Source organism: Nocardia sp. NPDC059236, from assembly GCF_042754085.1.
Classification (GTDB): Bacteria; Actinomycetota; Actinomycetes; order Mycobacteriales; family Mycobacteriaceae; genus Nocardia.
Map to the genome: position 1 here is coordinate 241,084 of NZ_JBHZAF010000013.1, position 11,720 is coordinate 252,803.

The 11,720-nt window shown below is 67.4% G+C and carries 14 protein-coding genes; 5 read left to right on the forward strand and 9 right to left on the reverse strand.

The annotated features are described in order from the left end of the window. Window positions 1-95 precede the first annotated feature (95 nt). The 5 genes from sigM to ACFXIV_RS30930 all read left to right on the forward strand — a co-directional run bounded on the left by sigM (window position 96) and on the right by ACFXIV_RS30930 (window position 4,632). Window positions 96-683: an RNA polymerase sigma factor SigM gene (gene sigM, locus ACFXIV_RS30910; RefSeq protein WP_379400786.1), complete on the forward strand. Its 588-nt coding sequence runs from the start codon at window positions 96-98 to the stop codon at window positions 681-683. Window positions 684-784: 101 nt separating this feature from the next. Next, window positions 785-1,708: a hypothetical protein gene (locus ACFXIV_RS30915; protein WP_379400787.1), complete on the forward strand. Its 924-nt coding sequence runs from the start codon at window positions 785-787 to the stop codon at window positions 1,706-1,708. Window positions 1,709-1,956: 248 nt separating this feature from the next. Further along, complete coding sequence (trxB, locus tag ACFXIV_RS30920; protein ID WP_379400789.1) at window positions 1,957-2,940, forward strand: thioredoxin-disulfide reductase; 984 nt, start codon at window positions 1,957-1,959, stop codon at window positions 2,938-2,940. Between the two features lie 12 nt (window positions 2,941-2,952). Further along, the gene (gene trxA / locus ACFXIV_RS30925; protein WP_354849029.1) at window positions 2,953-3,291 is read left to right on the forward strand and encodes a thioredoxin; all 339 of its coding nucleotides are present in this window, start codon (window positions 2,953-2,955) and stop codon (window positions 3,289-3,291) included. 144 nt (window positions 3,292-3,435) lie between these two features. Continuing rightward, complete coding sequence (locus tag ACFXIV_RS30930) at window positions 3,436-4,632, forward strand: N-acetylmuramoyl-L-alanine amidase (protein ID WP_379400790.1); 1,197 nt, start codon at window positions 3,436-3,438, stop codon at window positions 4,630-4,632. A 69-nt stretch (window positions 4,633-4,701) separates the two neighbouring features. On the opposite strand, the gene ACFXIV_RS30935 is transcribed toward ACFXIV_RS30930, so the two are convergent. The 9 genes from ACFXIV_RS30935 to rpmH form a co-directional block, all read right to left on the reverse strand. Next, on the reverse strand, window positions 4,702-5,421 hold the full coding sequence (locus ACFXIV_RS30935) for a GNAT family N-acetyltransferase (protein ID WP_379400791.1): 720 nt from the start codon (window positions 5,419-5,421) through the stop codon (window positions 4,702-4,704). Window positions 5,422-5,581: 160 nt separating this feature from the next. Next, window positions 5,582-6,598: a ParB/RepB/Spo0J family partition protein gene (locus tag ACFXIV_RS30940; protein WP_379400792.1), complete on the reverse strand. Its 1,017-nt coding sequence runs from the start codon at window positions 6,596-6,598 to the stop codon at window positions 5,582-5,584. Window positions 6,599-6,649: 51 nt separating this feature from the next. Beyond that, window positions 6,650-7,618 carry a ParA family protein gene (locus ACFXIV_RS30945; RefSeq protein WP_379400824.1) on the reverse strand — a complete coding sequence of 323 codons (969 nt, stop codon included), beginning with the start codon at window positions 7,616-7,618 and terminating at the stop codon, window positions 6,650-6,652. 348 nt (window positions 7,619-7,966) lie between these two features. Then, window positions 7,967-8,704 (reverse strand): 16S rRNA (guanine(527)-N(7))-methyltransferase RsmG, encoded by a 738-nt coding sequence (rsmG, locus tag ACFXIV_RS30950; RefSeq protein WP_379400793.1) that lies wholly within the window; start codon window positions 8,702-8,704, stop codon window positions 7,967-7,969. A 157-nt stretch (window positions 8,705-8,861) separates the two neighbouring features. Then, window positions 8,862-9,398 (reverse strand): protein jag, encoded by a 537-nt coding sequence (locus ACFXIV_RS30955; RefSeq protein ID WP_379400794.1) that lies wholly within the window; start codon window positions 9,396-9,398, stop codon window positions 8,862-8,864. Window positions 9,399-9,428: 30 nt separating this feature from the next. Beyond that, the gene (gene yidC, locus ACFXIV_RS30960) at window positions 9,429-10,517 is read right to left on the reverse strand and encodes a membrane protein insertase YidC (protein ID WP_379400795.1); all 1,089 of its coding nucleotides are present in this window, start codon (window positions 10,515-10,517) and stop codon (window positions 9,429-9,431) included. 4 nt (window positions 10,518-10,521) lie between these two features. Next, window positions 10,522-10,842, reverse strand: a complete 321-nt coding sequence (yidD, locus tag ACFXIV_RS30965) for a membrane protein insertion efficiency factor YidD (RefSeq protein ID WP_354849007.1) — start codon at window positions 10,840-10,842, stop codon at window positions 10,522-10,524. Then, window positions 10,839-11,210 carry a ribonuclease P protein component gene (rnpA, locus tag ACFXIV_RS30970; protein ID WP_354849003.1) on the reverse strand — a complete coding sequence of 124 codons (372 nt, stop codon included), beginning with the start codon at window positions 11,208-11,210 and terminating at the stop codon, window positions 10,839-10,841. The genes yidD and rnpA overlap by 4 nt, the downstream gene beginning before the upstream one ends. 88 nt (window positions 11,211-11,298) lie before the next feature. After that, a complete protein-coding gene (rpmH, locus tag ACFXIV_RS30975) occupies window positions 11,299-11,442 on the reverse strand; it encodes a 50S ribosomal protein L34 (RefSeq protein WP_033085250.1) in 144 nt (47 codons plus the stop codon). Window positions 11,443-11,720 lie beyond the last annotated feature (278 nt).

Genomic DNA, 11,720 nt, shown 5'->3' on the forward strand with positions numbered 1-11,720 from the left:
CCCGGGGGCCGACTTCTACGGTCCCGGATGACAGCCACACATCTCGGTGACGCCCGGCCCGTGAACAGGCCGTGCCGCCGGTCTGAGGGGAAGCATTGTCGTCAGCGCACGAACTCGTGGAAGCACCGCAGGTCAGCGATCGCGACCTGCTCACCGCCCACGCCGGTGGGGCACCCTACGCCTTCGCCGAACTGCTCCGCCGCCACCGCGACCATCTCTGGCAGACCGCGCTACGCGCCTCCTACGGCCCCGAGGACGCCGCCGACTCGCTCCAGGACGCCCTGCTGTCCGCGCACAAGGCCGCGGGTGCCTTCCGCGGCGACGCCGAGGTACGCAGCTGGCTGCACCGCATCGTGGTCAATGCCTGCCTGGACCGCATCCGCCGCAACAAGCTGCGCCGGACCGAACCCCTGTCCGAGGACACGGCCGACGAACCACGCTGCCCGCGAGACGATTTCGCGGCCCTGGAGGCCACCCTGATGGTCGACGCGGCGCTGTTCACCCTGCCCGCCGACCAGCGCACCGCCCTGGTCGCCATCGAGCTCGAGGGCTACTCCATCGCGGATGCCGCTGCGCTGCTGGGCATTCCGGAGGGCACCGTCAAGAGCCGGTGCGCCCGCGGGCGGCGGCGGCTCGCGGCGCACTTTCAGGAAGCAAACACCGGACCTGCGATGAACACCTGAATTCCACTCGAACACCGCGATATTGGGGGAACCTTGAACGGTTCCGCTGCGTCGGATACAAAGACAGGTCTGCGTTTCCTACTCGAGGCCCTGGAGGGGCAATGGAGGACACCGGAGGAGCAATGGCGGGTACCGCGGTACCCACGCCGCCCTTCTCCACCGAACTGCTCGCCGATCTGCACGGCGGCAGTCTGCCGCCGGAAGAATCCGAGCGGCTCTGGCCCGCGGTCCGGCGCGACCCGGAGGCCATGCGCTATCTGCACTCACTCGACCGCGTCGACGATCGCCTGCACGACCTCGGCCAGGACGAACACATCGCCCACCCCATGCCCGCCGAGGTGGCCGCCCGTCTGGAACGCATGATCGAAGACCTCGCCACCGGCGACGAGGACCCGGCCACCGCCGACCGGCCTGCCGCCGTGACCCGGCTGCCCGTCGCGCCGCCGCCCGTCACCCGCTCCACCCATCCGGCCCCGCCCTCCACCACCCCCATGCCGGTGCTCGACGGCTCCGTCTTCGATACCGGCCGGCTCGATCCCCGGGAGCTCGAGGATCCCGAACCTCCGGCCGCGTTCGAGCACGATACGGATCCCGGCGAGCCCGTCCCGTTCGAGACCCCCTCCCGCCGCCTGCGCTGGCTCACCGTCGCCGCGGCCGCCGCGGCGGTGGTCGCGGGCGCCGTGGTGGCCGTGGACGCCGTCAGCACCCGCACCGTGACCCCGGCCGCCCAACCGGCCGCCGACGCCAACCTGGACCCGGGTCTGGCGCCGACAGCCGTCCTCACCGCCATGGGCCGCCACGACATCACCGGCCCACTGGCGGCCGGCAATGCGCTCGCCGCGTGCCTGCAGGCGGCCGGGCTGGACCGCCAGGTGCTCGGCTCCCGCAGCGTCGTGTTCTCCGGCACACCCGGGGTACTGGTCCTGCTGGCCGGACCCAAACCTCCGCAGATCACCGCCGCCGTCCTCGGAACAGCCTGCGGCCCAGGCAATCCCCAGGTGCTCGGACGCGCCGACATCGGCTAGCGCTCGCGGCCCGGCTCGATTCTGGACTGCGCTCCGCCTCCCCGCGCTTGGAGCGGGGGAGCGAAGCGGAGGAGCGGAGGAGGGAAGAATCGAGCTTCCGGCTCCATAGACCTGCGCCTTGGCCGCGAACCGCCCGGAGCGAAGCGGAGGGCAAACAGGCACGGGAACAACAGCGTTTAGGCTGTTGTTGACCGACACGCTCACGCTCGAGCGATCGAGATTCTGCACAACAGCTTCGGAGGGCCACCTTGAGCACGCCTGTTCGCGACCTGATCATCGTCGGTTCCGGTCCGGCCGGCTACACCGCCGCGGTGTACGCCGCCCGGGCGGAACTGGAACCGCTGCTCTTCGAGGGCACCCAGTTCGGCGGCGCGCTCATGACCACCACCGAGGTCGAGAACTTCCCCGGCTTCCGCGAGGGCATCATGGGCCCCGACCTGATGGAGGAGATGCGGGAGCAGGCCAAGCGCTTCGGCACCGACATCCGCACCGAGGACGTCGACGCCCTCGACCTGACCGGTCCCATCAAGAAGGTGACCGTCGGCGGTGAGGTCCACGAGGCCTACGCTGTGATCCTCGCCATGGGCTCCGCGGCCCGCTACCTGAACGTCCCGGGCGAGCAGGAGCTGCTCGGCCGCGGCGTCAGCGCCTGCGCCACCTGTGACGGCTTCTTCTTCAAGGGCCAGGACATCGTGGTGATCGGCGGCGGCGACTCGGCGATGGAGGAGGCTACCTTCCTCACCAAGTTCGCCAGCTCGGTGACCATCATCCACCGCCGCGAGGAGTTCCGCGCCTCCCGCATCATGCTGGAGCGGGCCAAGAACAACGACAAGATCCGCTTCGTCCTGAACTCGGAAGTCGTTGCGGTGCACGGGGATACCGCGGTCACCAGCCTGACCCTGCGCGACACCCGCACCGGCGAGACCTCCGAGCTGGCCGCCACCGGCCTGTTCGTCGCCATCGGCCACGACCCGCGCAGCGAACTGGTGCGCGGCCAGGTCGATCTGGACGACGAGGGCTACGTGCTGGTCCAGGGCCAGAGCACCTACACCTCGCTGCCGGGCGTCTTCGCCGCCGGCGACCTGGTCGACCACACCTACCGGCAGGCCATCACCGCCGCCGGTACCGGCTGCCGCGCGTCCATCGACGCCGAGCGCTGGCTCGCCGAGCAGGGTGACATCACCACCAACACCCTCGATCACGCCGGTCAGCCGGTGGAAGTGAACAACTAAAAGGAGCTAGGCATGTCCGACGCCAAGACCGGTGCCACCAAGACGGTGACCGACGCCACGTTCGCCGACGAGGTGTTGCTCAGCGAGAAGCCCGTTCTCGTCGACTTCTGGGCCGCGTGGTGCGGCCCGTGCAAGATGGTCGCACCGGTGCTGGATGAGATCGCGGCCGCCAACACGGACAAGATCACCATCGCCAAGGTGGACGCCGACAACAACCCCGAGACCGCGGCCCACTACGGCATCATGTCGTTGCCTACTATGGTCCTGTTCCAAGGGGGCAAGGAAACCAAGCGGATCGTCGGTGCGAAGGGCAAAGCTGCCCTCTTGCGCGAACTGGAAGAAGTTCTTTAACGACTCGCCGTAGGATGCCTGCACTCGACAGTTGCCGAAATTCGGTCCGGGTCTGAAACAATCGTTCGACGCTCCGGTCGTGCGTAGGTGTGAACCGCCGCATGAATGGGTACCCGGGTTGGCGGAAGGAAAGGGCTCTCACGCATGCACCGACTTCGTCACGGCGATACAGGACCAGCCGTAGCAGAGGTTCGGAGCACCCTGGCAAGCCTCGGGTTCCTGCATTCCCGCCCCAACAGCGACCCCTCGGGTCCGATCGGGGAGTACTGGAAGGACGCCGACGCGATCTTCGACCATGATCTGGACTCCGCGGTGCGTGCCTTCCAGCAGCACCGCGGACTCCTGGTCGACGGCGTGGTCGGTCCGGCGACCTACCGCGCGCTGAAAGAGGCGTCCTACCGCCTCGGCGCGCGGACCCTCATCTACCAGCTGTCCGCACCGCTGTACGGCGACGATGTCGCCACCCTGCAGCGGCGACTGCAGGATCTGGGCTTCTATGTGCACCGGGTGGACGGCTACTTCGGCCCGCACACCCACGACGCGCTCACCTCGTTCCAGCGCGAGATCGGGCTGTCCTCGGACGGCATCTGCGGTCCCGACACCCTGCGCTCGCTGGATCTGCTGGGCGCCCGCGTCACCGGCGGCAACCCGCACCGCATCGCCGAGGAAGAGGTGGTGCACCGGGCCGGGCCGCAGCTCACCGGTAAGCGCATCGTCATCGATCCGGGCCTGGGCGGACCCGACAAGGGCTCCCCGGTGCCGACCGAATTCGGTGACGTCTACGAATCGGAGATCCTCTGGGATCTGGCCAGCCGGCTCGAAGGACGGATGGCCGCAACCGGTATGGAGACCTTCCTGTCCCGGCCGTGGGGGGCCAACCCCTCCGACGCCGAGCGGGCCGAGACCTCCAACACCTTCGACGCCGACCTGATGATCTCGCTGCGCTGCGCCAGCAATGACAGCGGCGCCGCCAGCGGCGTGGCCAGCTTCCACTTCGGCAACTCGCACGGCTCCACGTCCATGATCGGACAGGTGCTGGCCGGGTTCATCCAGCGCGAGATCGTGGCGCGAACCTCGTTGCAGGACTGCCGGACCCACGCCCGCACCTGGGATCTGCTGCGGCTCACCAAGATGCCGACCGTCCAGGTCGATATCGGCTACCTGACCAGTGATTACGACTCCTCGGTGCTGACCAACCCGCGCATGCGCGACGTGATCGCCGAGGCCATCCTGATCTCCGTGAAGCGGCTGTACCTGCTGGGCCAGGACGACCAGCCCACGGGGACATACACATTCGCCGAACTGCTCGCCGAGGAACTGGCGGCCGCAGACCGGCTCTGATGTTTCACATGAAACAAACCCCTCCAACCCATTCGGGCTGGAGGGGTTTTTCGTTGGCGATGCGGTGGGCTACCGCGTGGCGATGCGGGTGGGCATCGTCAGCGCGGCCGCCGCGAGGAGCTGATCGAGCGCCCGCTCGACGTCTTCCTTCCACAGATGCTCGTGATCCAATTCCAGACGCAGGCGCGGGAATCGATGATGCGAGGCGACCACCTTGAAACCGACGTCCTCCAGGAAGTCGGCCTCGATCATGCACTGCTCCGGCGAACACCCGGACGGAGCAGGCGCTGGGGAGCGGCGCGGCGTGCCGATCCGTTCGCGCAGGGTCATGGAACCGACGGCCGGCATCGCGGTGGTCGGCGGATCCTTGCGAATGCCGAACGCCTCGATGGCCCGCACGCCGCGGCGCACCAGATCGCTCACCACGGCCTGAATCAGCTGCAGGGCTATGTCGGTGTCGCGGTAGGGCATTTCGGCGCTCAGCGTGGTCAGCAGGACCGCATCCGGGCTAACCGGGGAGGTGGGGAAGAGACCGGCACGCGGCACCGCGCTGGGCGGCGCATAGAGCGCGCAGCCCGCCGAGCGGTCATCCACCACGGCGACCTGTCCGCACGACCCCCACTGCAACATGACGGTGGAGAGCCAGGCCTCCTTCTCGAAGGTCGGGTCGCTGAAGCTATGGGAATCCGCTGCCACGGCCGGATCGATCTCCCAGAACACGCACCGCCGCGCATGTACCGGAAGTTTGTCGAGTCCGCCGAGGGTAAGTGCGGTCACGCTGGTCGACACCGCTCTGCTCAGCCTCCAGCTGTCTGATTCATCCACACTCACGCCGCATCACACAGTGCTCGCCAAAAAGAATAAGCGATCAACGCTTTACGCCTCTCCAGGGCCATGAACCCGAACGTCACAGTGACGTTTCCACTGTGACCCTCGGGGTGGACCCACTCTAGGGCTTCGACTGCTCCATGAGACTGACAATTCGCTCGAGATCATCGATGGAGCCGAACTCGACCGTGATCTTGCCCTTACGCTTGCCCAGACTGACCGTCACGCGGGTGTCGAAGGACTCCGACAACCGCTCCGCCACGTCCTGCAGACCCGGCATCTGAATCGGCTTGCGCTTGGGCGCCGGGGGAGTGACCGCATCCGGATTCCGGTTGGCCAGGGTGACGGCTTCCTCGGTCGCCCGGACCGACATGCCCTCCGCCACGATCCGCGCGGCCAGGGCCTCCTGCGCATCGGCCCCCGCCTCCAAGGCCAGCACGGCACGGGCATGCCCGGCCGACAGCACGCCGGCCGCGACCCGGCGCTGCACCGGAATCGGAAGCTTCAGCAGGCGAATCATATTGGTGACGACCGGACGCGAACGGCCGATGCGCGCGGCCAGTTCCTCGTGGGTCACGCCGAACTCCTCCAGCAGCTGCTGATAGGCGGCCGCCTCCTCGAGCGGGTTCAGCTGCACCCGATGGATGTTCTCCAGCAACGCGTCTCGCAGCATGGAGTCGTCCGCGGTCTCACGCACGATGGCCGGGATGGCGGGCAGGCCCGCCTCCTGGCCGGCCCGCCATCGCCGCTCACCCATGATGAGCTGATAGCGGGGGACCGGCGCGGACTCGACCTGACGCACCACGATGGGCTGCATCAGACCGAATTCCTTGATGGAGTGCACCAGTTCGGCGAGCGCCTCTTCTTCGAAGACGGTGCGCGGCTGCTTGGGGTTCGGCTCGATCTGCTCCGGCGGGATCTCCCGGTAGACCGCACCCGCGTCGGTGGCGTCGACGGCCGACTCGACCGGATCGGGAACCCGATGCAGGTACGCCGACGCCGGCTGCGGACCAACCGGATCCAGGCCGATGACAACATTGGCGGCGGCACTGCCGAGCCCGCCGGGCGTGGTCACCGGGCCGGTCGGGATCAGTGCCGCGAGGCCGCGCCCCAGTCCACCCTTCTTCGCCTGACTCATCGGCCTACTGACCCCTTCCGTTGTTCACCGTTCACCGCCACCGAGATTCACCTACACACCGGATTGTGCGTCCGAAACGGGCACCGGCGCAGTCTGGCGCGCCGAGTTGCGCGCCGCGATCTCACGTCCGGCATCGAGGTAGCTCATCGCACCCCGCGAGCCCGGATCGTAATCGAGGACGGTCATGCCGTAGCCGGGAGCCTCCGACACCTTCACGCTGCGCGGGATGACCGAGCGCAGCACCGCATCTCCGAAGTGCGAGCGCACCTCCTCGGCCACCTGATCGGCGAGCTTGGTACGGCCGTCGTACATGGTGAGAACGACGGTGGAGACATGCAATCCGGGATTCAGGTGTGCCTGCACCAGACCGATATTGCGGAGCAACTGACCCACGCCCTCGAGTGCGTAGTACTCGCACTGGATGGGGATCAGCACCTCCTTGGCGGCGACCATCGCATTGACGGTGAGCAGACCCAGCGACGGCGGGCAGTCGATCATGACGTAGTCGATGTCGTACCCGGCGAGGTTGGCCTCCTGGATGGCGGCCTTGAGCCGGCCCTCGCGGGCGACCATGGAGACGAGTTCGATCTCCGCGCCGGCCAGGTCGATGGTGGCCGGGATGCACAGCAGCCGTTCATTGTGCGGGCTCTGCTGGATGGCGTCGCTGACCGAGCACTCGCCGATGAGGAGTTCGTAGCTGGAGGGGATGCCCGAGTGGTGTGCGATGCCGAGGGCGGTGCTGGCATTGCCCTGCGGGTCGAGGTCGATGACGAGCACCCGCATGCCCTGAATGGCGAGCGCGGCAGCCAGATTCACGGCCGTCGTGGTCTTGCCCACGCCGCCCTTCTGATTGGCGATGGTGATGACGCGCTGTTCCCGGGGACGCGGAATCTGGGCATTGGTGCCCGACAGCACCTGACTCGCGCGCTGCGCCTCGGCGGCAATCGGGGTGTCAGCGGAGATGTTCCCGAACGGGGTACGGCTGAACTCGTCGGTATCGAAGGGACCGCTATCGAGCATGCCGGGAACCCGGGACGTTGTTTCCCGTGAAACATTCGCCGGACCGTTGGACATACAGGCTCCTAACCCGAAGAACTCAAAGACACATGGCCGAGCAGAATTTCGCGCACCCGGCAGCAACGGCCGCGACGCTGCGTTGTCACCGAGGGCTGGCTCGAATCGGCTGGAAGTCGTTCACGCTCGACGTTCATTAGCTTGCCAGTAGAGGACACAATACGGAAGTTGAACGGACAGCTTCGCACCGCGACACGCCTCGAGTCGGGGAAACTCACCCGCGAAACCACTCAAAGATCGCAACCGGCTTCATGTTTCACATGAAACATCGCGACCCCAGTCGCCCGAGCTTCGTCAGTGACGCTTCGGGCGACTGGTCCCACGACCCCCACCCTTGCGCTCCGCGCGGCGATCCGCGCGCGCCAACCGCTCGGCACTGATGACATAGGTCGGCGTCTCGAGCACTCCCGCACCACATTCCAGGACCTCGGCGTGCCCCGCGCCCGCCTTGGTCAGGTCGTCGCGATCGCGCTCGAGTTCCTCGGCAGCGCTGATTCCCTTGAGCGCCAGCATCCGTCCGTGTTCGTGGACCAGCGGCATGGACCACCCCGCCAGCTTCGCCAGGGGAGCGACCGCGCGGGAGGTGACGATGTCCGCGCCGCCCGCCTCCTTCTTCACGCCGGCCTGCTCGGCCCGGCCGCGCACAATGAGGACATTGTCGAGTCCGGCCTCGGCCACGAACTCGGCCAGGAAGACGGTCCGGCGAAGCAGCGGCTCCACCAAGGTGATTCGGAGATCGGGCCGGGCAATGGCGAGCGGGATGCCGGGCAGGCCCGCCCCGCTGCCGATGTCGACCACGCGCACGCCGTGGGGGATCAGGTCACCGATCACCGCGCAGTTGAGAATGTGGCGATCCCACAGCCGGGGGACCTCACGCGGGCCGATCAGTCCGCGCTCCACGCCCGCGGTGGCGAGGGCGGTGTAGTAGAGCCGGGCCTTGTCGAGCCGATCGCCGAAAACGACCGCGGCTGCGGCCGGGGGATCGACCGGACCCGGAGCGGTCATCTCGGTGTCAGGTTCCACGTGAAACATCCTTCCGAACGAACTTGCCCAACCCGTGGGGGACTCTCGGGGATCGTGCCCCCGAACCCCCTCGCACGGTGGCGAATTGCGACGGGGGACGACTTCAGATAAGCGTAGGGCCCCCGGGTCTCTGCAACCCGGGGGCCCTGCCCTACGTGTCCGCGTGTCAGGCGGGGAGTACCACCACGCGACGGTTCGGCTCCACGCCTTCACTCTCGCTCACCACACCGTCGAGGGCGGCCACGGCGTCGTGGACGATCTTGCGCTCGAACGGGGTCATGGGGGCGAGGGCCTCACGCTCACCGGTTTCCAGCACGCGCTTGGCCGCCTCGGTGCCGAGCTCGCTCAGCTCCGAACGACGATTGGCGCGCCAGCCGGCGACGTCCAGCATGAGCCGGCTGCGCACGCCGGTCGCCTGCTGCACGGCCAGCCGGGTCAGCTCCTGGAGCGCGTCCAGCACCTCACCCCGGCGACCGACCAGCTTCGCCAGATCCTTGCCGCCGTCGATGCTCACGACGGCGCGGTCCCCCTCGACATCGAGGTCGATATCGCCGTCGAAGTCGAGCACGTCCAGCAGCTGCTCGAGGTAATCGCCAGCGATCTCACCCTCTTCGATGAGCGCTTCCTCGGCGTCGGTCGCGGCGTCCGGTGCCGCAGTCGCTGCCGTCACAGTGGGTTCCCCTCCGTCGGTTTCAACAGTCATGGTTGTTTCCTTCATCTGGAGTTGCAAGTCTCAGCGACGCCGCTTCTGGTTGGCGCGGCCACGATTACCGGAGCGCTTCTTGCCGGTGCTCGGCCGGGCGCCGGGCGCGGGCTTGGCACCATTCTGGGACGCCTGCGGCGCATCGGAGACGGCGTCCTCGACGGCATCGGCGGGGGCGTCCTCGACCTTGGCGGCCGCCTGCTTCTTGCGAACGTCGACCGGCTTGGCGCCCGGCTTCGGGGCGTTCTGCGCGCGACGCTCCAGGGCCGCCTGCTTCTTCTCTTCTTCTTCCTTCTCGATGCGGCCGAAGACGAGGTGCTGCTGCCCGTAGGTCCAGATGTTGTTGGAGACCCAGTAGATCAGGATGGCGACCGGGAGGAACGGGCCACCCACGAGCACACCGAGCGGGAAGACGTACAGCGCCATCTTGTTCATCATGGCGGCCTGCGGGTTGGCCGCGGCCTCCGCGGACTGCCGGGCCACCGAGGCGCGAGCGTTCATATGGGTCGCGACACCGGCGATCACCATGAGCGGAATGGAGACCAGCGCGATGGCCAGCTTGGTCGGCACGCCGCCGTAGTCGGCGAAGGACTGCAGCACGGTGGCGGGCTCGGTGATGTAGGCCGAGAGGGGAGCGCCGAAGAGCCGGGCGGACAGGAAGGACTGAACGTCGGCCGCGGAGAAGATGTAGTTCGGGGTGTGGGCATTGTCGTAGGGCGTCATGCCCAGCTGCCCGATCCCGTGGCCGGTGCGGTTGAACGACCGCAGCACGTGGAACAGACCCAGGAACACCGGAACCTGCAGCAGCACCGGCAGACAGCCCATGAGCGGGTTGAAGCCGTGTTCCTTCTGCAGCTTCTGCATCTGGACCGTCATCTCCTGACGGTCGTTCTTGTACTTCTTCTGCAGCTCCTTGATCTGGGGCTGCAACTCTTGCATCTGCCGGGTGGTGCGCACCTGCTTCACGAACGGCTTGTAGAGCACGAGCCGCAACGTGAACACCAGGAACACCACGGCCAGTGCCCAGGCGAATCCGCTGTTCTTGCCCAGCACATACCCGAATGCCTGGTGCCAGAACCACAGAATGGCCGACACCGGGTAATAAATGAAGTCGAGCACGGCGCTATGCACTCCCGTCGTTCGTATCGCCGGTCACCGCGGGCGATGACCCTTCGTAAGCTGATGCCGCGTGCCGGTGCTTGCGCTCCGGTACGGGGTCCCACCCACCAGGGTGCCAGGGCGCACATTTCGCCAATCGGACGGCCGTCAGTCCGAGCCCGACGAACAGTCCGCGGGTGCGCAGCGCCGTCACCGCGTACTCACTGCACGAGGGAGTGAATCGGCACACCGGCATGCGGGTGGGGGAGATATAGGTCCGATACAGCTCGATGAGGAATATCAGAGCTTTGGCCGGTATCCGGGCAGCGGCGCGCAGGGCGTTCATGAGAGAGCGCCGAGCTTGCGCAAACCGCTGTGCAATTGACGCAGCAGTTCGTCGGAGGGCGCGCCGGCCGCACCCGGCAGGGCGCGAATGACAATGTCTGCGCCGCCGGGCAATTCGGCCGTCAAGCTTGCGCAGATATGACGCAGGCGGCGGGCCACCCGGTGGCGTACCACCGCCGGACCCACCGCCTTGCTGACGATCAAGCCGAAACGCGGACCGCCCACCCGGATGGCCGGGGTCGATCCGCTCGACTGATCATCGTGTAGCAGTACGTGCACAACTAGGTCCCGTCTCCCGATCCGCCGGCCCTGGCGCACCGTCCGGGAAAAGTCGATGCGCCGGTGCAGCCGGTAGGGCTCAGGCAGCACCTGAGCATCCAGCGGAGTGCGGGCGGATGGGGGACCGGAGACCGGACGGCGAGTCGCACATACGACGCCGCATCCGGGGGTTACCGAATCAGGCCGTGAGCTTGGCGCGGCCCTTGCCACGGCGCGCCGAGACGATGGCACGACCCGCACGGGTCCGCATCCGAAGACGGAAGCCGTGGACGCGCGCCCGACGACGGTTGTTCGGCTGGAACGTCCGCTTGCCCTTGGCCACGGTCAACACTCCTCTAGGTGGTGGGCATCCGGTGACGCCCGAAGCTTTGTCGGTGAAACAGTGCTCTCGAGGGACCTGGGTCTCTCGGCGCAATACCCTTGTCGGCACGGGCAGCAGACAGCCGCCACCGCACCATAGGGTGACTGTAGAAGGGTACTTACCCCCTGGACGAGGGTCAAACTCGGGGGTAGAGGCCCGATTTCCGCACTGGATCGATCGTTCCGCGTGGCGTTTGCTGCGGGTTCGTGTCGCGGCGCGGGCGTCGTGTACGGTCCTTT